This is a genomic window from Streptomyces sp. NPDC050546, from assembly GCF_044457425.1.
Lineage (GTDB): Bacteria > Actinomycetota > Actinomycetes > Streptomycetales > Streptomycetaceae > Streptomyces.
Window position 1 is genome coordinate 251,165 of the sequence record NZ_JBITGX010000001.1, and the last position, 22,427, is coordinate 273,591.

Annotated in this window: 20 protein-coding genes and 1 pseudogene; 7 read left to right on the plus strand and 14 right to left on the minus strand. The window is 71.8% G+C overall.

The annotated features are described in order from the left end of the window. Nucleotides 1-4 precede the first annotated feature (4 nt). Together ACIBK5_RS01165 and ACIBK5_RS01170 are read left to right on the plus strand one after the other, a co-directional pair. Entirely contained in the window at nucleotides 5-1,987 is a 1,983-nt protein-coding gene (locus ACIBK5_RS01165; RefSeq protein ID WP_399014885.1) for a dynamin family protein, read from the plus strand. Beyond that, the gene (locus tag ACIBK5_RS01170; RefSeq protein WP_399014887.1) at nucleotides 1,984-3,552 is read left to right on the plus strand and encodes a dynamin family protein; all 1,569 of its coding nucleotides are present in this window, start codon (nucleotides 1,984-1,986) and stop codon (nucleotides 3,550-3,552) included. The genes ACIBK5_RS01165 and ACIBK5_RS01170 overlap by 4 nt, the downstream gene beginning before the upstream one ends. A 47-nt stretch (nucleotides 3,553-3,599) precedes the next feature. On the opposite strand, the gene ACIBK5_RS01175 is transcribed toward ACIBK5_RS01170, so the two are convergent. Then, the gene (locus tag ACIBK5_RS01175; RefSeq protein ID WP_399014889.1) at nucleotides 3,600-5,000 is read right to left on the minus strand and encodes an Hsp70 family protein; all 1,401 of its coding nucleotides are present in this window, start codon (nucleotides 4,998-5,000) and stop codon (nucleotides 3,600-3,602) included. Beyond that, nucleotides 4,997-7,159: an Hsp70 family protein gene (locus tag ACIBK5_RS01180; protein WP_399014891.1), complete on the minus strand. Its 2,163-nt coding sequence runs from the start codon at nucleotides 7,157-7,159 to the stop codon at nucleotides 4,997-4,999. The genes ACIBK5_RS01175 and ACIBK5_RS01180 overlap by 4 nt, the downstream gene beginning before the upstream one ends. A gap of 190 nt (nucleotides 7,160-7,349) precedes the next feature. Between ACIBK5_RS01180 and ACIBK5_RS01185 the strand changes: the two genes are divergently transcribed. Beyond that, a complete protein-coding gene (locus ACIBK5_RS01185) occupies nucleotides 7,350-8,048 on the plus strand; it encodes a Crp/Fnr family transcriptional regulator (protein WP_399014893.1) in 699 nt (232 codons plus the stop codon). Nucleotides 8,049-8,092: 44 nt separating this feature from the next. Further along, complete coding sequence (locus ACIBK5_RS01190) at nucleotides 8,093-9,067, plus strand: hypothetical protein (protein ID WP_399014895.1); 975 nt, start codon at nucleotides 8,093-8,095, stop codon at nucleotides 9,065-9,067. A 59-nt stretch (nucleotides 9,068-9,126) separates the two neighbouring features. On the opposite strand, the pseudogene ACIBK5_RS01195 reads toward ACIBK5_RS01190, so the two are convergent. Together ACIBK5_RS01195 and ACIBK5_RS01200 are read right to left on the minus strand one after the other, a co-directional pair. Next, a pseudogene (locus ACIBK5_RS01195) lies at nucleotides 9,127-9,492 on the minus strand (hypothetical protein); the annotation flags it as partial. A 128-nt stretch (nucleotides 9,493-9,620) separates the two neighbouring features. Beyond that, complete coding sequence (locus ACIBK5_RS01200; RefSeq protein ID WP_399014897.1) at nucleotides 9,621-9,782, minus strand: hypothetical protein; 162 nt, start codon at nucleotides 9,780-9,782, stop codon at nucleotides 9,621-9,623. A 246-nt stretch (nucleotides 9,783-10,028) separates the two neighbouring features. Between ACIBK5_RS01200 and ACIBK5_RS01205 the strand changes: the two genes are divergently transcribed. Beyond that, nucleotides 10,029-10,487: an SRPBCC family protein gene (locus tag ACIBK5_RS01205; protein ID WP_399014899.1), complete on the plus strand. Its 459-nt coding sequence runs from the start codon at nucleotides 10,029-10,031 to the stop codon at nucleotides 10,485-10,487. A gap of 36 nt (nucleotides 10,488-10,523) precedes the next feature. Here the strand turns inward: ACIBK5_RS01205 and pstB are convergent, their stop codons facing one another. The 4 genes from pstB to ACIBK5_RS01225 are packed head-to-tail and all read right to left on the minus strand — an operon-like array spanning nucleotide 10,524 to nucleotide 14,235. Continuing rightward, entirely contained in the window at nucleotides 10,524-11,441 is a 918-nt protein-coding gene (gene pstB, locus ACIBK5_RS01210; protein WP_399014901.1) for a phosphate ABC transporter ATP-binding protein PstB, read from the minus strand. A gap of 6 nt (nucleotides 11,442-11,447) precedes the next feature. Beyond that, nucleotides 11,448-12,359 carry a phosphate ABC transporter permease PstA gene (gene pstA, locus ACIBK5_RS01215; RefSeq protein WP_399014903.1) on the minus strand — a complete coding sequence of 304 codons (912 nt, stop codon included), beginning with the start codon at nucleotides 12,357-12,359 and terminating at the stop codon, nucleotides 11,448-11,450. After that, complete coding sequence (gene pstC / locus ACIBK5_RS01220) at nucleotides 12,359-13,309, minus strand: phosphate ABC transporter permease subunit PstC (RefSeq protein ID WP_399014905.1); 951 nt, start codon at nucleotides 13,307-13,309, stop codon at nucleotides 12,359-12,361. Before pstC ends, pstA begins: the two co-directional genes overlap by 1 nt. Continuing rightward, nucleotides 13,306-14,235, minus strand: a complete 930-nt coding sequence (locus ACIBK5_RS01225) for a PstS family phosphate ABC transporter substrate-binding protein (protein WP_399016170.1) — start codon at nucleotides 14,233-14,235, stop codon at nucleotides 13,306-13,308. Before ACIBK5_RS01225 ends, pstC begins: the two co-directional genes overlap by 4 nt. 305 nt (nucleotides 14,236-14,540) lie before the next feature. Here ACIBK5_RS01225 and ACIBK5_RS01230 point away from each other — a divergent pair, with 305 nt between their 5' ends. Beyond that, complete coding sequence (locus tag ACIBK5_RS01230) at nucleotides 14,541-15,665, plus strand: hypothetical protein (protein WP_399014907.1); 1,125 nt, start codon at nucleotides 14,541-14,543, stop codon at nucleotides 15,663-15,665. Nucleotides 15,666-15,705: 40 nt separating this feature from the next. Here the strand turns inward: ACIBK5_RS01230 and ACIBK5_RS01235 are convergent, their stop codons facing one another. Then, entirely contained in the window at nucleotides 15,706-16,677 is a 972-nt protein-coding gene (locus ACIBK5_RS01235) for a cupin domain-containing protein (RefSeq protein WP_399014909.1), read from the minus strand. A gap of 83 nt (nucleotides 16,678-16,760) precedes the next feature. On the opposite strand from ACIBK5_RS01235, the gene ACIBK5_RS01240 reads away from it, so the two are divergent. After that, nucleotides 16,761-17,603 (plus strand): NAD(P)H-binding protein, encoded by an 843-nt coding sequence (locus tag ACIBK5_RS01240; protein ID WP_399014912.1) that lies wholly within the window; start codon nucleotides 16,761-16,763, stop codon nucleotides 17,601-17,603. A 399-nt stretch (nucleotides 17,604-18,002) separates the two neighbouring features. Here the strand turns inward: ACIBK5_RS01240 and ACIBK5_RS01245 are convergent, their stop codons facing one another. The 5 genes from ACIBK5_RS01245 to ACIBK5_RS01265 are packed head-to-tail and all read right to left on the minus strand — an operon-like array spanning nucleotide 18,003 to nucleotide 22,422. Then, on the minus strand, nucleotides 18,003-18,881 hold the full coding sequence (locus ACIBK5_RS01245) for an SMP-30/gluconolactonase/LRE family protein (RefSeq protein ID WP_399014914.1): 879 nt from the start codon (nucleotides 18,879-18,881) through the stop codon (nucleotides 18,003-18,005). A 17-nt stretch (nucleotides 18,882-18,898) separates the two neighbouring features. Beyond that, on the minus strand, nucleotides 18,899-19,819 hold the full coding sequence (locus tag ACIBK5_RS01250; RefSeq protein ID WP_399016172.1) for a sugar kinase: 921 nt from the start codon (nucleotides 19,817-19,819) through the stop codon (nucleotides 18,899-18,901). Nucleotides 19,820-19,860: 41 nt separating this feature from the next. Further along, nucleotides 19,861-20,481, minus strand: coding sequence for a bifunctional 4-hydroxy-2-oxoglutarate aldolase/2-dehydro-3-deoxy-phosphogluconate aldolase (locus ACIBK5_RS01255; RefSeq protein WP_399014916.1), 621 nt, complete (start codon nucleotides 20,479-20,481; stop codon nucleotides 19,861-19,863). Nucleotides 20,482-20,533: 52 nt separating this feature from the next. Continuing rightward, on the minus strand, nucleotides 20,534-21,679 hold the full coding sequence (dgoD, locus tag ACIBK5_RS01260) for a galactonate dehydratase (RefSeq protein WP_399014918.1): 1,146 nt from the start codon (nucleotides 21,677-21,679) through the stop codon (nucleotides 20,534-20,536). Further along, nucleotides 21,676-22,422, minus strand: a complete 747-nt coding sequence (locus ACIBK5_RS01265) for a FadR/GntR family transcriptional regulator (protein WP_399014920.1) — start codon at nucleotides 22,420-22,422, stop codon at nucleotides 21,676-21,678. The genes dgoD and ACIBK5_RS01265 overlap by 4 nt, the downstream gene beginning before the upstream one ends. Nucleotides 22,423-22,427: the final 5 nt, after the last annotated feature.

Below are 22,427 nucleotides of genomic sequence, written 5' to 3' on the forward strand. Positions count from 1 at the left end.
GGAAGTGGCCGACTACGAGTCCATCCGCGATGAGATCCTGACCGTGTTCGACAATATCGTCGAGGTGGCCCGGCAACGGGCCGCCGAGCAGACGGCGGACCGGCTGTACGGGGCGCAGGAGCGGCTGCGCTCAGGAGAGCTGACCGTGGTGGTGTGCGGGGAGTTCAACCGCGGCAAGTCCAGCCTGCTCAACGCCCTGCTGGACCGCCCCAACATCCTGCCGGTCGACCACTACTTCGCGACCTGTGTCGCCGCCACGATCCGCCGGGGGGAGACCGAGGCCGCCGATGTCACCCTGAAGGCGCCGGACGGCTCGCTCGTCGTACGGCCCATCAGGCTCGACCAGATCGGCGAGTACGCGGCCGAGAGCGGCAGCCGGAAGGACGAGGCGGTCCTCCTCGATCTGAGGCTGGACTCGCACCGCCTCAAGTCCGGTCTGGTGCTGGTGGACACCCCCGGAGTCGGGGGCGTCTACCACGAGCACACACTGGTGACGCAGGAGCAACTGCCCACCGCCGACGCGATCCTCTTCGTCGTGTCGGCCGAGGAACCGCTCACCGAGAGCGAGACGGACTTCCTGCGCGAGGCGGCGCACGCCGTGAAGGCGGCCGACCACCCGGACGCGATGTTCTACGTGCTCACCAAGTCGGACCGGAGGGCGGACATCGAAACCGACCTGGCCGCCAACCGCAGGAAAATCGCCGCGATCACGGGCAGGTCCCCGGAGGACGTGCTCATCGTGCCGGTCTCCAGCAAACTCAAGCAGCAGTATCTGGCCGGGATCGGCGGCGACGACCCCGAGCTGCGCGCGGAGCTGCTCCACAACTCCGGTTTCCCCCAGCTCGAGGAGGTCCTCTGGTCGAGGCTGGCCCGCCACCGCGCCCGGGTCCTGCTCGGCGGCGCGCTGGGCGAGGCGGACGCGGCCGTCCGTACGCTGCTGGATCCGCTGCTGGCGGAGGAGAGCGCGCTGCGCGACACCAGCAGGGCCCGGCTGGACGAACTCAACCGGGAGACGGAGCGGGAGTCCGCCCGGCTGGCCGAGCTGTCCTCCGGCGCGGCTCCGTGGCGCAAGCGCCTGGAGGACGAACTGGACGGGCTGCGCGCCAAGGTGAGCGAGCGCACGGCGCGCGAGTTCGACCGGGTGTGGAGCCGGGCGGAGACGGAGTACCTGGCGGTGCGCATGCATCTGGAGCAGCCCGATCTGCTGGCCCTGCGGGTCAACGGTGACCTGGGCATGGCGCGTACGACGGTCTCCGAATGGGCGGCGCGGCGTGCCGCGGAGCTGCAGCGGGGGCTGGCCCGGGACATCGGCCTGGAGCTGGGCGGCAGTGAACTCGGCGAGATGCCGGCGCCGCCCGTGGTGGACCTCGCGGCGTTCGGGCGGCTGCACCGGCCCACCGAGCGTGTGCAGCACGTGATCCCCGCGACCTACCGCAAGGAGACCAGGACCCGGGAGAAGAAGCGGGCCTCCGGCCCTCCGCCGTCCGGCTTCTGGAACAAGGTCAAGCACGGCTGGAACCGGACCAAGGACTTCTTCTCGCCGGTGTACGAGACCTACGAGAAGAAGGTGCTCGACACCCCGGAACAGCGTTGGTACGAGACGGTCGAACGGGAGATCCCGGAGCACGTCATCGAGCAGCGGCGCCGTGAGCTCGCCGACTCCGTCCAGCGGGCCCGACGCGACCAGGCGCCCCGGATCGAGCAGGCCGCGCAGGAGGCGATCGGCGACTTCTCCCGGGAGATCACGTCCGAGTTGGACAGCCGGATCGCCCGCGAGCAGGAACGCACCACCGACACCCTGAAGCGGCTGAAGCAGAGCGCCCAGCGCACCGCGGAGGAGGCGACCCGGCGGCTGGGCGAACTCGAGACGGAACAGCGGCCGCTCAAGGACGGCCGCGAGCGGATCGCCGCCCTGGTGCGCGCGGTCAACCGGCTCGCCGAGGGGCGTCCCGGCTCCGGACCGCACGCGGAGGGCGAAGCGGCATGAGCGAGGGCCTGGCCGACCGCGTGAAGGCGGCCTTCGACTCCGCACTCCGGCTGATGGCCCGTGGCGGCGGCTCGGCGGAGGTGCTGCGGGCCGCGTTCGAGGCGGAACGGGAGCGGGCCGGGAAGAAGATGAGTGTCGCCGTGGTCGGCCGTATCAGCACCGGCAAGTCCACGCTGGTCAACGCGCTGATCGGCGAGGAGCGGGTGGCCACCGGCTCGCAGGAGCTGACCTTCAACGTCAACCGGCTGCGGTACGCCGAGACGCCCCGGCTGCTGGTCCGCTACAAGGACGGCCGCCCGTCGGTCCCTTACACGCCGGACCGGCTGGAGGAGCTGACGGCGCGCCGGGAGGACCATCTGGAGGAGCTGCGGGGCATCGCGGAGGTCGTGGTCGAGATCCCGGCCCCCTATCTGGAGGACTTCGAGCTCATCGACACGCCGGGGCTGGACTGTGTCTTCGGCGAGGACTCGCTCAACACCCTGGAGTTCCTGCGGCTGCGGCCGGAGGACGTGATGGACGCCAGCCTCCGCCACGCCTCGGCCGCGGACGCCCTGATCCTGGTCCTCCCGGTGCGTGGTCCCTCCCGGACCGACGCCGACGTCGTCGCGCAGTTCCTCGGCCCCGACTTCGCCACCTCGACGCCCCTGACGACCCTGGGAGTGCTCACCAAGTGTGAGTACCTGTGGGAGGAGGGCGGCCCGCATCCGCTGGTGCTGGGCCGCCGCCAGGCGGACCGCATCATGCAGGACGCACCCGGCATGCGCAGGCGGCTCTTCGACCTGACGCCGGTGTGCGGGCTGCTCGGCCAGGCGGCCGCCACCCTGGACGAGGAGACCGTCGCCGCCTTCGCCGAACTCGCGCAGGGCCCCGCGGCGACCCTGTCGCTCCGGCTGACGGACGCCAAGATGTTCGTGAACGCCGGGGAGGGGTTCCCGCTCGACGCGGCGCGACGCAGGGTCCTGTGGGACCGCTTCGGCCCGTACGGCATCCACACCGTCTGCGGACTGCTGCGGGACGGCGTGCGGGATCCCGCGAAGCTGCGCACGACCCTGCTGGACGACAGCGGGCTCACCGGCCTGCGAAGCAGGCTCACCGACCACTTCGGCCACCGCTCCGCGCTGCTGAAGCTCGACGGATCACTGGAACGCATCCGCCGGATGCCCAGGGACCTGGCGGCCGGAGCCGGGCCCCGCGAGCGGTCCCTGCTGGATGCGGCCATCGGCGGCTTCGAGGCCCTGGCCCTGAACGAACCGGGCTTCGCGGAGCTGCGGACACTGCGCGAGCTGTACTCCGGGCGGCTGCGGCTGGGCTCCGAGGAGAGCGCGGAACTACGGCGTGCCCTGGGCGAGTTCGGCCGTGGCCCGGCCGCCCGGCTGGGACTGCCCGGGGACGCCGGAGCCGACACGCTGCGGGCGGAGGCGCGGCGCCGGCACTCCGTCTGGCTGGTGCGCTGGCAGTCCGGAACGCTGTACGGCGCGACCCGTGAGGCGGCGCGCACGGTGGTGCGCGGCTACGAGCATCTGCTGCACGAGCTGGACGTGCCGGACACCCACGGTGACGGCTGACGGGAGGTCTGAGAGGCGGGAGGCCGTTGCGTTGCCCGCTCGCCTGCTCAGCCGTCGTCGCCGCGGACCACGGTCAACAGCCACTCCCCGTCCCGCACACGGTCGCCGGGGCGGGCGTGGTGGGCGCGTACCCGTCCCGCCGACGGAGCCGACAGATGGAGGACCGAACCGTCCTCGGCACGCACCCGGCCGAGGACGGCGCCCGCTTGGAACCGGGCGCCGGGCGCCACGTACCAGTCGACGAGGGTCGAGGTGCCCGGGGGCAGCGGCCAGCACAGCGGGGTGCGTCCCGGAACCGGGCCGGTCGCCAGGACGGTGCGCGCCGTCCTGGCCCTCCCCCAGGCGGCGGCACCTTCCGCGACGGCGGTGCGCGGATCCTCGGCCCGGTACAGGGGCAGTCCGAGCTCTTCCTCCACATGGGCCGTCAGCCCGGGCAGCCGGCTCGATCCCCCCACGACGACCACGGCGTCGGGCTTCGGCGGCCGGCCGGAGGAGTCCAGGAGAGCGGTCTCGGCCAGCAGCCGTGCACAGCACCCGGTGGTGAGTTCGTACAGCGGCCGGGCGAGCTCCAGGACGCGGTCCCGGTGGAGGGTGAAGGTGCGCTCGGCCGGCGTGAACACATCGGACGGGGCGCTCTCGGCCGCGAGCCGGTGCTTGAGCTGCCGTGCGAGATCGAGCAGTTCGATGCGGTGACGCAGCGCGCGGACGGTCGGCTCGCCCTCGGGCGGCGGGAGGAGTCCGTCCAGCTCCGGGCCGCCCTGCGCCCGCAGTTCGGCGAGGACGATGCCGTCGACGTCCCGTCCCCCGCGTTCCACACCTCCGTGCGCGAGGACCGTGTGTTCCCCGTCGTCGCCGTCCTCGCCCTCTCCGGCGGCCAGCCGCACGAGCGCCGTGTCGAAGGTGCCTCCCCCGAAGTCGTGCACCAGGACGGTGGTTCCCGGTGGCAGGGGGCCGCCGGCGAGTGGGGCGAGGGCCGCGGCGACCGGTTCGGGACACAGCTCGACAGCGGGCAGCCCGGCCGACCGGGCGGCGCCGAGCAGTTCGTCGCGCCGCGGATCGGCCGGGCCGTACGCGGCGGGAACGGTGAGCACGGTACGGCTGACGGGCCCGCCGCCCACTCGTTCGGCCTCGGCCCGTACCGCCTGGAGGATGAGTGAGACGAGGAGTCCGGGCCGGTGTCCGCGCCCCGCCAGGTCTACGGGTGTGCCCCGGCCCAGGGTGCGCTTGATCTCGTCGCGGTACGCGGCCGGAGCGAGCCGGCGGCGCCGCTCGGCCGCGGTACCGACGTACGGCATGGTGCCGTCGAACAGCACGGCGGACGGCCAGCACCATCCGTCGCCGACGGGCTCGCGCAGCCGGTGCACGGTCCCGCCCCTGGCGAGCGCGGCGCAGGTGCTGGTGGTGCCGAAGTCGATGGCGAGCACGGATTCCGTGGTGGTACCGCTCATGAGGCTGTCTCCTGCCGCTCGTCGCTGCGGAAGACGCTGTCGGCGACGGGTGGGGCAGCGGTCCGGGTCAGCGTCCAGATGACGGTCGTGCCGTCCGTGAGGCCGGCGGCCAGCCGGCTGCCGTCGGGAGCGAAGGCGAGGCAGAGCGCGTCGTCCTCCACGGGGAGGGCGCGCAGGAGCTGGCCGTCCTCGAGGCTCCACAGCGTCACGCCCTCCGCCGGGGCACAGGTGGCGAGCAGGCCCGCGGCGGACGAGCAGGTGAAGAAGGTGACGCCCCGCGCCGGAACCTTCAGGACACTGTCCCGGCGGTGGCCGGCGACGAACAGGGCGGCCGGCGTGGCGAAGACGGTGAGCCGGGCGTGCTCGCCGAAGAGGTCGTCGTACGCGTCCGCCAGTTTGGTGAAGTCGTCCTGGTCGTCGAACGCCTCGAACTTCAACCAGAAGGAGGGACTGCTCAGTGCGGCGATCTCGTCGTCCATCAACGCCAGCACGGGGGGTATTCCGTCCGGCAAGCCGTCGAACGTCTCCGGCTCGGCCTCCTCCCAGGTCTCGGTGAACCACATCGCGTCGAAGTCGATGTCGTCCGGCTCCACCGCGACCAGCAGTCCGCCGTCATCGGTGAAGACGAGGTCGCCGCCCTCGCTGAGTGACTCCTCCTCGAACACGGGCGTCTCCTTCTCGTGGTCGAGCACCACCAGTCCGCCGGCCAGGTCTCTCGCGGCGGCCAACGGCTTCGTGGGCGAGAAGGTGACGGCGGTGACGTCGTCGTCGAGTTCCGCGGACGCGCGCTCGCCGCCGGTGCCCAGGTCCCAGACGCTCACCGAGCAGTCCGCGCCGCCCGTGCCGAGGAATCGGCCGTCCGGGCTGAAGGCGACGGCGGTCACGGCCTGCGCGTGTGTCCGCCAGACGGCCCGTCCCGGCGGAGCGGGCAGTCCGCCGGCCCCGGCCGCCGGCCGGTCCGCGCTCACGGTGACCAGCCAGTCTCCGGTGAACACCTCGTCGTCCACGGCCGCGTGCCAGGTGGTGATCCGGCCGCCGGCATCCGCCACCAGTTGGTGCAGGGAGCCGTCCGGCACCCGGACCCGGGCCAGCAGATCGCCTTCCGCGAACGCCGTCCCCGCCTCGATCCGCCGCTCGACGAGAACGCCGCGGCCGCCGGGCAGATCCCAGGTGAGCGGCACCGCTCCCGCGGCGGGGCGGCGAGGACGGGCGGTGCGGCGCGCACTGTACACGGCCCGGACGCACGCTCCCCGCACGACCGCGTGCGAGGGGCGCTCGACGGACCGCGCCGGGACACCCAGCCGGTGGGTGAGATGGGCCAGCACCACCGGGTTGTCCCCGCCGCCGCCCACCGGGACCACTGCGGTGACCCGCCCCGGTTCCACGCGTGCGGTGGCCATGACCTCCTCGCAGCACGCCACGGCCCGGTCGAGGAAGGGTGCCGCGATCTCGGCGAAGCGGGCGGCGTCCGCCGCCGCCGGGCCCGGGGCGCCGTCCGTGCGGAGCGTGGCGGAGACCGCGCCCTCGATGTCCCGCACCCCGCAGCCGTCCAGCGTGAGATGACCGAGCACGTCGTGATCGGCCCGCCCTGGGCCGCGCATACGGACGAGCGCCGCCGTGAAGGTCGAGCCGCCCAGGTCGTGGACGAGGATCAGGTCGCCGTCCCGCAACCGTCCCCCGTGCCCGAGGGCGAGGACCGCGGCAACCGGTTCGGCCAGGAACTCGACCGTCGTGAGCCCGGCCCGCCGGGCGGCGGAGAGCATCCCCGCGCGACGCGGATCGACCGCGCCGATGCCCGCCGGGAGGGTCAGCAGAGCCGTGGTCACAGGCCGGTCCGCGGTCACTTCCGCCTGGTCCCGCAGGACCCGCAGGAGCGCCCCCACCAGTTCGTCCGGCAGCCAGGACCGCTCCCCCGCCCGGATCCTGGCCCGGCGGCCGAGGTCCCCGGGCAGCTCCCCGCGGAGCGCTTCCGGCCGCTCGCGGCCCCGTCGTACGGCGGCCTCCCCGACGAGGAGGCCGGTCCCGTCGGCGAACACCGCGGTGGGCCAGTCCGCCGTGCCGCCGACGGGGTCGCGGAGCGTCCGTACCCGGGTGCCCATGAGGAGAGCGGCCCGAGTGACGGTCGCACCCATGTCCACGCACAGCACCGGTTCCTCCACCGCCGCACCCCCACCCGTGTCAGCCGGCCCAGTGGCCGCCCACCGGTCCTATGGATCCGGGCCTGACGCCTTTTGTTCCCGCCCGCTCGTGATCGTCGTGTTCCTCGTGGTGCGTGCCGTCGTCCGCCGGAAGCGCCAGTTGTGCTCATGGGCTTGCACGACTCCCGTCCCTGGGGCTCAACTTGGGGACATGAGTCAGCCCGAGTGGCCCGCCGGCCGGCGAGGCGCGGGTGCCCTGCTGCCCCGGCTGCCCGCCGCCGCCGTGGCGGAACTGCGGGGCGTCGGACGCCGGGTGACGTACCGTCCGGGCGCCGTCCTGCTCACCGAGGGGGAACGGTCGCGGCACGCGCTGCTGCTGTGGGCGGGCTGGGTCAAGGTCGTGGCCGCCAGGGGCCGCCCGCAGCCGACGCTGCTCGCGCTGCGGGGCCCGGGCGACATGGTGGGAGAGCTGGGGGCACTGGACGGCCGTCCGCGTACCGCGTCGGTTCTGGCCGTGTCGCCGGTGACCGCCCTGCTGGTGGCCCAGAGCGATCTGCACGGCTGGCTCCGCCGGGTACCGGAGGCCGGACTGGTGCTGCACCAGTACATGAGCTCCAAGCTGCGCGAGGCGACGCGTTTCCGGTTGCGGGCGACGGACCCGGTGGAGATGCGGACGGCCGGGCTGCTGCGTTCGCTGTCCGGCTCGTACGGCAGCGAGGAGGCGGGCGGCACAGTGATCACCGCGCCGCTCACCCAGCAGGAGATCGCCGCCCTGGTCGGGGCCTCCCGGGCCCAGGTGCAGCGCGCGCTGGCCGCTCTGCGCGGCGCCGGGGCCATCAGCACCGGGTACCGCAGCATCGTGATCCTGGACGGGGACGGGTTGGCCCGTCTGGCGGGGGAGGCCGGATGAACGCGGGGACGGCATGGCCGGGAGGCGTCAGGAGGCTGGCGTTCGTGGTGGACACCGCGGACTCCGGGGCGCGCACGGTGCCCCGGCAGGCCGCCGCCCAGGAGCGGCTGCTGGGTGCCTTGCGGGAGGCGTGCGCGGCGGCCGGGATCGACCGGGACATCTGTGACCGGCAGGACCAGGGCGACGGCGAGTTGCTGATCCTGCCGCCCGGGGTCGTGGAGACCACGGCGGTGCCGGAACTTCTGCGGGTCCTGGCACTGGCGCTGCGCCGCGACAACCTGGGCCGTACGGAACCTGAGCGGCTGCGGGTACGGACCGCGGCCGCGGTCGGCATCGTGCACCGCTCGGCGCTGGGCTTCGCGGGAAACGGCGTCGTCGAGGCGTGCCGGCTGGTCGAGGCGGGCGCGCTGAAGGAGGCCTTCCGCGCGGCGCCGTGGGCGGAGGTGAGCTTCACGGTCGGCGAGGAGCTCTACCGGGATCTGGTACGACACGGCTACGACGGCCTGCCCCCGGACCGCTTTCAGCCGCTGACGCCGGTCGTGGACGGACGCCCCTTCCGCGCCTGGCTCGGTCTGTTCGGGCCCGGCGGGGAGCTGTCCCCCGGCCCCGACCGGCCCGCCGCCCACAGCCGGCCGCCCGGCAGCGACCCGGTGGCGACCCCCGCATCGCGCGGCGCGGGCCGATGGATCGAACCACGGTTCGATCTTGGGGCTCCGTTCACCACCGTGGCGCTCTGGGGGCTGGAGCACCACGGCGGTCAGGGCGGGTACACCGAGGCACACCGGAGCCACGAGGACGCCGGCCGGGCGCCGGGCGGGTCGACGGCCTCCGGCCCGTCCGCTCACCGAGCCGTACAGCAGACGCATCACGAGCACATGGTCGATCCGGAGGATCCGCACGAACAGCAGGACTCGTTCCACGGCTCCGACATCGGCGCGTCCGAAGACAACGGGGCAACCGCGGCGGACAGTTGGGAAGGCGGCGACCCCTCCTCGCCCGACGACGAGGACTGGCCCTGAGCCGTCAGCTGGCCCAGCAGCGCGGACCCTCCGAGCAGCAGCTCGCAGCGCACCGCGGACTCGGGGATATTGAGCGCCGCCGCCGTCTCCTGGCACGTCAGCCCGATCCGGTACCGCAGCACGATCACGGCACGCGTCTCGGCGTGCAGCACGATCAGCGGGGGACGTTCCGCCAGGTGGGTGCCCGCCTCTGGAGTCCGCGCCGGGCCGGCTGGGCGGGCCCGGCGCTCGGCAGCCGACGCGACCGCTCCGAGCAACCGGATCCGGTCGGCCGTCGCATCGTCCGCGCAGGCCGCCCTCAGCCCGTCCCGCAGTGCGTCTTGTACGTCGCCGGCACCGCCGCAGGTGATGAGCGCGGCCAACGCGACGAGTTCCCCGCGCTCGGAGTCGATCAGTCGCGCCGCTTCCCTCTCGTCGATGCGCATGGCTCTCCTGTCTGTGCCCACGGGCGGAACCGGATCTGCCCAGGACGGTAGGGCGAGGCCGTTCGCCCCCGCACGGGCAAACGCCTCGAATGAGCCCGTGCCGCTCGGCCGCGGGACACGCCGGAGCGTCAGTCGTCGTCGACGGGCCGGGGGGAGGGGTCCGGGGCGAGAGCGTTGTGGTCGTGGATGTAGTCGTCCATGGACAGATAGCCCTGGTGATCGGCGGCCTCGATCACCTCGTCGGAGGTGTACTCCCCGTCGTCCCAGGTATCGATCGTCGGTTCCGTCATGTCGTCATTCCCCTCATCGCTCACGAGATCGCCGGCGGTTCACGGATGTCAGCGGGGCAACTCCTTGGACTCCGGGCGGCAGGCCGATGTTCCCGGGAACCGCAGGTGACCATCCGCCTCGTCCGACGGCTCGCGGTTGGGCCCTTCGGGTGTGTACGGAGCGGTACCGCACGCGCCGGCGGCCGGGCGGGCATCTTCCGGAGAGAGTCGCGGGCACGCTACGGCTCAAGCGATCGAGGAGTGCTCATGTCAGGACAGTTCGAAGCGACCATCGAGATCGATCGGCCAGTCGAGGCGGTCTTCGACTATCTCTCCGACGGACGCAACGATCCGCAGTTCAGCCCCCGCGTGCTCAAGATCGAGCGGGTTCCCGATACCCCGACCGCCGTGGGGACGGTCTTCCGCAGCACGGTCAAGGACGCCGGGATGAAGACAGCCAGGGAGTTCCGCATCACCGACCTCGAAGCCCCGGTCAGGATCCGGTGGGCCGAGGTCTCGAAGAACAGTGTGACGGCCGACGAAGGCGGCTACGACCTGGAGCCTCTGTCCGGTGACAGGACACGGGTCCGTATCTTCAACGTCCTGGAGGGCCACGGTTTCGGCAAGCTCCTCGTCGGACTGGCCCTGGCAGCTGCCCGCAAGGACGCCGCGAGCTTCGGCGCCCGGATCAAGGCGGCAGCCGAAGCGGCGATCTATCCGCGCTGACGTCTCAGCCGGCGTGGGGTTCCCGGGCCGCGGGCATCAGCCGAAGCGCCCGGAGATGTAGTCCTCGGTGCGTTGGTCGGAGGGGGTGGAGAAGATCCGCTCGGTCTCGTCGTACTCGACGAGCCGGCCGTGCCGTTCGCCGTTGTCGTCGACTTCCGCCGTGAAGAAGGCGGTGCGGTGCGAGACGCGGGCGGCCTGCTGCATGTTGTGCGTGACGACGACGATCGTGAACTCCTGGGCCAGGTGTTCCATGAGGTCCTCGATCTTCGCGGTGGCGATGGGGTCAAGGGCCGAGCAGGGTTCGTCCATGAGGATCACCTCGGGCTCGACCGCGATGGTGCGGGCGATGCACAGCCGCTGCTGCTGGCCGCCGGACAGCGCCAGCGCGGAGGACTTGAGCTTGTCCTTGACCTCGTCCCACAGCGCCGCGTGGGTGAGGGTCTCCTCGACCAGATCGTCGAGGTTGCCCTTGAAACCGCCCACGCGCGGCCCGTACGCGATGTTGTCGTAGATCGACTTGGGGAAGGGGTTCGGCTTCTGGAACACCATGCCGATGCGGCGGCGCACCTCGATGGGATCGACTTCCTTCCCGTACAGGTTCTCGTTGTGGTAGCGGATCTTGCCGGTCACCCGGGCCGTGGGGATGAGGTCGTTCATCCGGTTGAAGCAGCGGATCATGGTGGACTTGCCGCAGCCGGAAGGGCCGATCATCGCCGTGATCTGCCGGTCGACGATGGTCATGTTGACGTCGCGGACGGCCTCGAGGTCGCCGTAGAACACCGACAGGCTGCCTACCTCGAAGACCGGGGTGGCCAGCGGCGGGACATCGCGGGAAGAGACCTGACCGCCGCTCGTGGAGTCGGGGGCGTCGGGTCGGGAGGCCACCGACGGCGGCGCGGGCCGAAGGATCCGCTGACGGAGGCGGTGGAGGCGGCGAGGAGGCTGTGGGGTCATGGCGCGTCACCAGCGGTGGGAGTAGTGGTTGCGGAGCCAGATGGCCAGTGAGTTCATGACCAGCAGGATCACCAGGAGGATCACGATCGCGGCGGCCGCGAGTGACACGAATTCGGCACGGGACTGACTGATCCAGTTGAAGATCTGGATGGGCAGCACCGTGAAGGCGCTGTCCGGGCCGCTGGGGTTGAAGGTGATGAACGTCAGCCCGCCGAGCAGCAGGAGCGGCGCCGCCTCGCCGATGGCGCGGGACAGGGCGAGGATCGAACCGGTCGCTATGCCGGGCACCGCGGCGGGCAGCACCTGGCGCCAGATGGTCTGCCACTGGGTGGCGCCCAGCGCCAGGGAGGCTTCGCGGATGGACTGCGGTACGGCGCGAATCGCCTCCCGGGCGGCGATGATCACGGTGGGCAGGACCAGCAGCGACAGCGTGAGCGAGGCGGTGAGCACGGTCTGCCCGAATCCGAGGCCGCGGGAGATGATGCCGAGCCCGAGGATGCCGTAGACGATCGACGGTACCGCCGCCAGATTCTGGATGTTGATCTCGATCGCGCGGTTCCACCAGCGTTGGGGGGCGGCGTATTCCTCCAGGTAGATGGCGGTGAGGATGCCGACGGGCAGGCAGTACAGCGCGGTGAAGGCGATGACCCAGATGGTGCCCGTGATCGCCGACTGGGCGCCGGCCTGTGACGGGTCGATGATGTCGGGGAAGTTCGTCAGGATCCGCCAGTCCAGCCGCGGCCACGCCTCCACCACGACGTAGACGAGCAGGGAGCCGAGGAAGACGACACCGACGGCGAGCGAGGCCCACAGGCTCAGCTGGAAGAACCTCTCCCGCCACGGAGTGCCGTCGCCCTTGAGCCGGCGCACCTCCGGGACGTCGGCTTCCGGTCCCTCGTCGAGGACACGCGTGTCCATCACTCGTACACCTCCCGGTACTTGCGCACCAGGCGAATGCTGACCAGGTTCATCACCAGCGTCATCGCGAACAGCAGCGAGCCCACCGCGAAGATCGTCTGGTAGCCGAGGGAGCCGGTCGGCAGGTCGCCGATGCCGGCCGCGGCGATGAACGCGGTCATCGTCTGCATGCCTTCGAGCGGATCGAAGGACAGGTTGGGCCGGCCGCCCGCGGCGATGGCCACGATCAACGTCTCGCCGATCGCGCGCGAGACACCCAGCACGATCGCGGCGATGATGCCGGACAGCGCGGCCGGGAACACGACCCGGGTGGAGACCTGCATACGGGACGATCCGAGGGCGAAGGCGCCATCGCGCAGGTCGTTCGGTACGGCGTTCATGGCGTCCTCGGAGAGCGACGCGATGGTCGGGATGATCATGATGCCCATGACGAAGCCCGCCGAGAGCGCGTTGAAGACCTGGGGCCCCTCGCCGGCCGGCCAGATGTCCTGCAACAGCGGGGTGACGGCCTGCAGTGCGAAGAACCCGTAGACGACGGTGGGGATGCCGGCGAGTACCTCGAGGATCGGCTTGAGGACCAGGCGGACCCGGGGTCTGGCGTACTCGCTCAGGTACACCGCCGCGCCCAGACCCAGCGGCACGGCGACCAGCAGCGCGATCAGCGTGACCATCAGAGTGCCGGTGACCAGGGGCAGTACGCCGAAGTGCGGCGGCTTGAACAGCGGTGCCCAGGTGGTGCCGGTGATGAAGTCGCCGAAGCTCACCTTGCCGAAGAAGTCGGTGGCGGGCGGGATGAGGGCGATGACGATTCCGATGGTCGTCAGCACCGACACCAGTGAGGCGGCGACGAGCAGCACCTTGACGGCTTGCTCTCCATAGCGCGGCTGGGACCGCTTGAGGAAGCCGGGGCTTCCTGAAGCGGCCGTGCCCCTGCCGCGCGTGTAGGTCATGCCCCGTGCTGCTCCCGCAGATTGTCCCAGTTCTTGTTCAGCTCGGCCTGCTGCTCTTGGTTCAGCGGCACGAACTGTGCCTTCTCCGCGATCTCGGCACTGTTCTGCACGTAGTACTCGACGAACGCCTCGACCTCTGACTTGTCGAGCGAGGACGCCTTCGGGTAGATGAACAGCGGCCGGGAGAGCGGCTTGTAGCTGCCGTTCTGCACGGTCTTGGTGGTAGGAGCGACGCAGCCGTCTCCGCCGTCGACCTTGAGGAGCTTCAGTTCGTCCTTGTTCTCCTCGTAGTACGACAGGCCGAAGTAGCCCATGCCGCCGCTGGAGCCGGACACACCCTGCACGGTGACGTTGTCGTCCTCGCTGGGCGAGTAGTCCGTACGGGAGGCTCCCTCCTCACCGTTGATGGCCTCGGTGAAGTAGTCGAAGGTGCCCGAGTCGGTGCCGGGGCCGAAGAGCTCCAGTTTCTCGTCCGGGAACTTGGAGTCGACCTGGTTCCAGTTGTTCACCTTCGAGCCGGGCGCCCAGATCTTCTTCAACTGCGCCACGGTCAGGCATTCCGCGAAGTCGTTGTCCTTGTTCACCACGATCGACAGCCCGTCGTTGGCGATCTGGAGCTCCGCGTACTGAATGCCGTTCTTCTCGCAGGCCGCCTTCTCGTCGCTCTCGATCGGGCGCGAGGCATCGGAGATGTCGGTCTCGCCCGCACAGAACTTCTCGAACCCGCCGCCCGTACCCGACGTGCCCACGGTCACCCTGACGTCGGGGTTCTCTCCCTGGAACAGCTGGGCCGCGGCCGTGGAGAGCGGAGCCACCGTGCTGGAGCCGTCCACCCGGATGGTGCCGGACTCGTCGCCCTCGACAGCACCTTCGCCGGCCCCGAGGTCATGGCTGGAACCACCGCACGCACTCGCTGTCAGCAGCACAGCGGCCAACAGCGCGACAGGGGTCAGGCATCTGCGCAACGAAGTATGAAGGTCCACGTGGCTCCCGATCCTCGCGTCGGCGCCCCCTTCGCCACTATGAACCAGATGGACAAAGCTCACTACTCGGACTGATCCCCGCCTGCGACGCGCCTTACCAGACCGCCCGGCGCGCGGGTCCGGAAGAGCGAAACGGCACCGGGCCAACCGGTCGCGGGGCCAAGCTGCTCCCAGCGACGAGAGCCGGGGGGAACGTGCAGGCGATTCTGGCGGGGGCGGTACTTCTGGTGTGTCTGAGCACGCCGCTGATGGGAGGGACGCAGCAGCCGCGGCTGAGGACGAAGCGGCTGGCGCCCGAGTACTCGGCAGGGGCGCCGTTGGCGGTGGGGCTCGGCTCCTGGGTGATGTGGGTACTGATGTTCCCGGTGCTCCGCGTCGGCTTCACCGATACCAGGAACACCTGGATATGCGCCGCGTTGCTCCTCCTGTGCGTACTGGTCGCCCGGCCGATGGTCCGGATGGCGGCGCCCGCGCGGCTCAAGGGGAGCCGCACGCTGGTCGCGGCACGCGCGGTGGGCCTCTGCTGCGTCGTGGCGGCCGTCATGGCACCGCTGGAAACCCAGGTCGACAAGCAGCCCATGGCCGGGATGACCGTGGTCTACGCGACGACCGCCGCCGTACTGGGGCTGATGCGGATCGTGGACCACGGGTACTTTCCGCTGGTCCTGCTGCGGACGGCGCTGTGGAAGGCGCTCCTGGCCGTCGTGACCGGGTACTGGATCCACCACACCGGCGGCACCCTCGTCCCCGACCCGGACGACGCCACCGCCGGGGCGCTGCTGCTCGCCGTCCTGTGGTGGTCGCTGGTGGGGCTGTCCGCCGGCTGTGCGGTGGCCGCCGCCGTCCGTCTGGCGCCCTGGCTGAGGACCGGGCCGCCGGACCGTCCCGCGCCGCCCGGAGTGGCGTCCTGGCCGCCGGCCGTCGGCGACGTGTGGACGGCCGAGCTCACCCACGACGACAACACCTACAAGGAGCGGCCGGTGGTCGTGCTGGAACGCACGCCCGGCTTCGTCCGCGTGCTCGGCATCACCAGCGTCGACAAGTCCGACCGGCCGCGCGGCTACCTGAAGCTCGGTCTGTCCGAGTGGGAGGGCGTACTGCACAAGGACGGCTGGCTGAACCTGGAGATCGCGCACATCCCGTACTGCGACTTCCTGTGGCGGCGCGGGGAGTGCCCGGAACGGGTGTGGGACGTGCTGTGCGCGAAGGCCGACGTACGGGAGCGGTCCGCGAAGGCGGGTCCGGCCCCGGGGTTCACCTTCCGCCACCGGCTGCGGTCAGCGATGAACGCGCACGTCGGCCGTGACGCCCGCACGGTCCGCGCCGGCACCGACAGCCGGGTGCGGAGGGTGTGGACGCGGGAGCGGGTCTGACCGCTGCCCGGTGCGGTCGTCGGCTGCAGGGGCATCCCACTCATGGCGGCGGCTCCTGTGTCGCAGTTCCTCTGCGGAACCGGGTCCGGTGCTGTCGCGGGGTGATCCCCCGTTCTCGTTTGAACGCGGTGCTGAGGGCGGAGGCGCTCGCGTAGCCGACCTGTCGGGCCACGGCCTCGATCGTCGCCTCTGGTTCCTGGAGCAGGTCGGCGGCCATGTCGAGCCGCCAGTCGGCGAGGTAGGCGATCGGCGCTTGGCCGACGAGCTCTGTGAAGCGGCGGGCGAGAGTCGCGCGGGAGACCCCGACTCGCGACGCGAGGGCGCTCACCGTCCAGGGCGATGCGGGATCGCTGTGCAAGTGGCGCAGCGCCCGGCCCGCGACAGGGTCGGACAGGGCGCGGTACCAGGCCGGGGCTCCCGTCTCGGCCTGCGCGAACCACGCTCGGAGCGAGGTGACCAGGAGCAGGTCCAGCAGCCTGTCCAGGACGACCTGCTGACCAGGTTCCTCCCGGATGACTTCCTCGGCGAGCAACGCGACCGGATCGATGGGGCGCTGAGGACCATGAGGGAGGACCACCACCGGCGGCAGGGCGCGGAGGAGTCTGTTGCCGACTTCGCCGGTCATCCGGTACTTGCCGATCAGCATCACGGTCGCGTCGCTGGGGACGTCGTTGCCCCAGGTGCGAGGGCCCAGGTCAACGACCTCGCGCAGGTGTTCACCCGACGGTGTCGTGCGATGGGGACCCGGGCGGACGACCGTCTGGACGGGCGTGGAGGGAGTGTCGGCGAAGGTGTAGGGGGCCGGCCCACGCATCAGGGCGACGCTGCCGGGGCTGAGGCACCTGGCCGCGCCGGCCTCGGGCGTGACCCAGGCCGCGCCGTGAGCGAGGGCCACGACGCTCAGCGGGGCCGCGTCCTCCACCCGGACCGACCAGGGCGGGCTCAGTACGGAACGCAGGATGAAGGCGCCCCGGGCTCTGGGGCCGGCCAGGAGGCCGGACAGTGCGTCCATGGGACCCCAGGTTAGACGCTCAAGCACGAAATCGAGCTTTCCAGCTATTCAGCGTCTGCCCGGTGGCGGCGTGTACTGGGGGCATGAGGACAACGAACAGCAGCAAGAAGACGCTGGTGCTGGCCGGGACGGGCAAGACCGGGCGGCGCGTGGTCGAGCGCCTGGCCGCGCGGGAGCTGCCGGTTCGGGTCGGCTCCCGCAAGGGGTCGCCCCCATTCGACTGGCAGGAGACGGCTACCTGGGTGCCCGCCCTGCGGGGGGTGGAGGCGGTGTACGTGGCATATCACCCGGACGCCGCGTTTCCCGGGGCCGCGGAGGCGGTGGGGTCGTTCGCCGACCAGGCGGTGCGGTGCGGCGTGAAGCGGCTGGTGCTGCTGGCCGACCGTGGTGCGAGCGAGGCGGAGCGCTGCGAGCGGGCAGTGCGCGCATCGGGTGCCGAGTGGACCGTCGTGCGTACCGGGTTCATCTCCCAGAACTTCAGTGAGGACGTCCTCACCGGTGCGGTGCGGGCAGGTGTGGTGGCACTGCCGGCGGGAGAGGTGGCGGAGCCGTTCACGGACGCCGAAGACATCGCTGACGTCGCGGCGGCGGCTCTCACCGAAGACCGCCACGTCCGTGAGACATACGACGTGACCGGTCCACGGTTGATGACCTTCGCCGAAGCCGTCGCGGAGATCGGCGAGGCCATCGGGCGCACAGTCAGGTACCAGGCTGTCAGCGGGGAACGATTCTCCGCCGCTCTCCAGGAGAAGGGGACACCGGTGCGGCTCGCGGAGCCGCTGGCCGATCTCATGGGCGAGGTCTTCGACGGTCGCAGGGCCCGACTCGGTGATGGCGTCCAGCGCGCTGTCGGCCGACCGCCCCGGGACTTCGCCGACTACGTCCGCGGCACGGCCGCCACCGGCATCTGGGCCCCTGCTCGATAGGCAGCGCGCCCGCGGATCCCAGAGAGCCAGGCGCACGGCTGCGTTGCGTTGCGTTGCGGCGAGGATGGCGCCGTGACGATCTGGCGGAGGACTTTGTGGTGGGCGCCGGCGTCGGTCGGGGCCGTGTGTGGGCGGGTCGCCGCGTTGGGCGTCGCGCTGTGACAGCTCAGGGTTTCGACGGCGGGCACGTCGCCGGCGGTTTCATCCGCCTGAGGACCGAGGTTGGGTGCGCTGGGTCGGAGCGCACCTGCGGATGTCGGCCCACCGGGAGGGCCGGCATCACTGTGCCGCGAGGACCGTGTCGTTGTGCTGCGGCTGACCACTACTCCGACCCACCGCGCCGAGAAACGCGGCTCAAGGCCGCTCTCCGCCGGGTTGCCTGGCCGGACACGGCCTTCGTCAGCGGCCCCGCCAGGAACAAGCCGCTGTTCCCCCGGCCGGCACGGGGATGCTGAGCACCGCACCGGAGGCCGCGGTCGGATTCTTCACGCCGTGCCGGGCCGTGGTGACCAGGAGGCGGTTGTCCCCGGGGGGCAGGCACACCGACGTGGGGTGCGGGGCGGGCACGGTCAGGGTGCGGAGCAGGCGGCCGTCGGGGTGATAACGGCGGATCGCGCCGGCGCCCCACATCGCGACCCACAGGCAGCCCTCCTCGTCGACGGTCATGCCGTCGGGGCTGCCTTCGGCCTCGCGCAGCCGGGCAAAGGTCGTCGGGGCGGACAGTCCGCCCGAGACGGGGTCGACGTGGCAGCGGAGGACGGTGCCGGCGGCCGTGTCGGCCAGGTACATGGTCGTGCCGTCGGCGGTGAACGCCGGGCCGTTGGGGATGGTCAGGCCGTCAAGGGCACGTACGACCGTGCCGTCGGGGTCCGTTCGGTAGAGCGAGCCCGCGCCGGGGGTGCCGTCGTAGGCCATGCTCCCGGCCCAGAAGCGGCCGGCGGGGTCGGCGACGCCGTCGTTCATCCTGCTGGGGACGGGGGTCCGGTCCTCGGGCCGGTCCAGCCATTCCAGGGCGCCGTCGGTGGTGAGCAACGCGATGCCCGTGCCCACGGCGGCGATCCACGCCCGCGGTCTCTCGTACACCGGCGCGACGGCGCCCAACGGCACGTCGAGTGCGGCGAGTTGGCGTGGAACCGGGCTCGCGTCGTCGCGCAGTTCGAAGAGCCGGCCGCTGAGGATGTCGACGTACACGTACCGGCCGTCGACCCAGCGCCCGCCCTCGGCGAGTTCGTACCTTCCGTCCACGACGACCATGACGGGCTCTGTCGGGATTGCCATGAGTCACCTCCTGTCGGTCAGCGGACGGTCGTGCCGTCGGGTTCGTCGAAGAGCCCCAGTTCGTCGCGCGTGGGGAGCCCTTCCCAGTCGCCCCGGGTGGCGACCGCGAAGGCCGCGGTGGTGACGGCCCGGTGCAGACGGGCCGGAACGTCCGCGCCGTCGAGGAGTCCGGACAGGTACCCGGCCACGAAGGCGTCGCCGGCGCCGACCAGGTCGACGGCGTCGACCTGCCGCGCGGCGCGGTCGGCTGTTCCCTCGGCGGAGACGACCGTCGCACCGTGTGCGCCCCGTTTGACGATCACCTCTCGGACGCCCGCGTCCAACAGGCTCTTCACGGCCTCCGACTCACCTCCCGCAGGCCGTTGCAGTACCAGCGGCAACTCGTCCTCGGAGGCGACGAGCAGGTCGGTGTGGGCAAGCATCGGCCGGAGGGCGGCGCGGGCGCGATCTGCTGTCCACAGCCTGGAGCGGTAGTTGACGTCCAGGCATACGGTGATGCCCGCGTCGCGGGCGGCCGTGGCGGCGGCCAGGACGGTCTCGGCGGCCGACGCGCTGAGCGCCGGTGTGATGCCGGTCAGGTGCAGGATGCGGGTTTCGGGGGCCAGTGCGGGCAGGACGTCGGCCGGTGTGAGGGCCGAACCCGCCGAACCGGCGCGGTAGTAGCTGACGCGGGTCAGCGTGCCCAGGCGGGGTTCGGTCAGCAGCAGCCCGGTGGGCCGCCCGGCGTCGTCGGTGGCCGCGTGGCCGATGTCGATCCCCTCGGCGCGCAGGGTGCGCAGTACCAGCGCGCCGAGTTCGTCAGCGCCGACCCGGCCCGCCCAGCGCACCCGGTGCCCGAGCCGGGCGAGACCGATGGCGACGTTGGACTCGGCTCCCGCCACGGAGAGACCGAGACTGCCGCCCATCCGGAGGGCGCCGTGGGCGCGCAGCGCCGCCATGGTCTCGCCGAAGGTGACGACCTCGGGTGGAGCCGCTGTCGTCACGACGTCTCCCCTTCGGCCACCTTGCGGAACTCGGCGGCTCGAGCCCGGAGTTGGTCCAGGTCGCCGCCGTCGGCCGCGTCTCCGACCAGCGGTGAGCCGACACCGACGGCGAGGGCTCCCCGGGCCAGGTAGTCACGGGCGGCCTGTGCGTCCACTCCCCCGACGGGCACGAAGGGCACCTCGGGGAACGGGTCGCGCAGGGCCCGCAGATAGCCGGGGCCGCCGAGCGAGCCGGGGAAGAGCTTGATCGCGTCGGCGCCACGGGCGAGGGCGGCTTCGATCTCGGTCGGGGTCAGGGCGCCCATCAGCACGGGCACGCCGTACGGCGCCAGCCCGTCGACCAGTGCCGGGGTGACGAGGTACGACGCTCCGGCGTCGACCGCGCGGGCCGCGTCCGTCGCGGAGCGCACCGTGCCGGCGCCGAGGAGGGCGTCGGGGCCGAGCGCGGCGCGGGCCTGCCTGATCACGGCGAGGGCGTCCGCGGTGGTCAGCGATATCTCGACAGCCGGGATGCCCTCTTCCACGAGGGCGTGCACGGTGCGCAGGGCGGCGACGGGGTCCTTGCCCCGGACGATCGCCAGCAGGCGCTGGCGTCGGAGGGATTCCACCAGGTGCATGAAAGCGGGCTCTCCTTGCGGGTTCGGTTCGAGAGGGGCGGCCGCGCCGCGGTCACCATTCGGTGAACGCGCCGTCGGTGCCGCGCCACACGGGGTTGCGCCAGCGGTGTCCGGTCTCGGCGGCCCTGCGTACCGCCTTCTCGTCGATGTCGACGCCGAGTCCGGGGCGGGTGCTCGCGACGGCGTATCCGTCCTGGAAGCGGAAGGGTTCGGGGTCCATCACGTAATCCAGCAGGTCGCACTGCTGGTTGTAGTGGATGCCCATGCTCTGTTCCTGGATGAGGAAATTCGGTACGGAGAAGGCGATCTGGAGGCTTGCGGCCAGGGCGATCGGGCCGAGCGGGCAGTGCGGGGCCAGGGTGACGTCGTACGTCTCGGCCATGGCGGCGATCCGGCGGACCTCGGAGATGCCGCCGGCGTGCGAGAGGTCGGGCTGGGCGACGGCGATGCCACTGGTCATGACCTCGCGGAAGTCCCAGCGCGAGTACAGGCGTTCGCCGGTGGCGAGCGGAATGCTCGTGGACTCCGCCAGCGCGCGCAGGTGAGCGGAGTGCTCCGGCCGGACGGGTTCCTCGACGAACAGCGGGTGCAGCGGCTCCAGCAGGGGCAGCAGCCGGCGTGACATGGCGGTGGAGGCCCGGCCGTGGAAGTCGACGGCGATGTCCCGCTCGTCGCCGAGCACCTCGCGGACGGCCGCGACACGGTCGACGACCTCGGCGGTGCGTGCCGGGGTGTCGATCGGGGCGAGTTCGGCCGAGCCGTTCATCTTGACGGCGGTGAAGCCCGCCTTCATCTGTTCCTCGGCGAGTTCGGCGACCTCGCCGGGACGGTCGCCGCCGATCCAGGCGTACATCCGGACCCGGTCGCGGACGGGGCCGCCGAGGAGGCGGTGCACGGGGACGCCGTAGGTCTTGCCGGCGATGTCCCACAGCGCCTGGTCGATGCCGGCGACGGCGCTGGAGAGGATCGGGCCGCCCCGGTAGAAGCCGCCCTTGGTGAGCACCTGCCAGTGGTCCTCGATGCGCAGCGGGTCCCGGCCGACGAGGTAGTCGGCCAGTTCGTGCACGGCGGCGCGTACGGTCTCGGCGCGGCCCTCGATCACGGGCTCGCCCCAGCCGGTGACACCCTCGTCGGTCGCGACGCGCAGGAACAGCCAGCGCGGAGCCACCAGGAACGTCTCAAGTCCGGTTATCTTCAAGGGGTTTCCTCGCGGAGCGGGTCGGTCGCGGTGTGGTCGTGGTCTTCCCGGGCCTGTACGGCGGCCAGGTCGTGGGACGCCTGGGCGAGCAGGGACTCGACGGCCGTCACAGCGGCGTCCGGATCGCCCGCCTCGACCGCGTCGAGCAGTTCCTGGTGCACGGGCAGGGAGTCGGAGAAGTGCAGGGCGCCGTGCACGATGCGGTCACGGACGCGCAGACCGGCCTCGATGACGACTTCCATCCGGCTGAGCAGTTCGTTGTGCGCGGCGTCCAGCAGGGCGCGGTGGAAGGCCAGGTCGGCCTCGACCATCGCCTCCGCGTCCGTTCCGGCCGCCGCCATCGCGTCGAGCGCCTGCCGCAGGGCGTCCAGGTCGGCGGGGGTGCGGCGGGCCGCGGCGAGCCTGGCTCCGGCGGGTTCGACGATCGCGCGGACCTCGGCGAGGTCGTCCAGGAACCCGTCGGAGGGAGCGCTGCTGCCCTGCCAGCGCAGCAGGTCGCTGTCGAGGAGGTTCCAGTCGGCGCGGGGCCGGATGGTCGTACCGCGTTTCTGCTTCGACTCCAGCAGGCCCTTGGCCGCCAGTACGCGCAGCGCCTCGCGCACGACCGTCTTGCTGACGCCGAGTTCGGTCTCGAACTTGACCGGGTCGACGACGGAGCCCGGGGGGTAGTCGCCCCGGATGATGCGCCGGCCCAGCTCCTCCACCGCCTGACCGTGCAGCCCCTTGGGGGGATGGGTCACCACGTTCT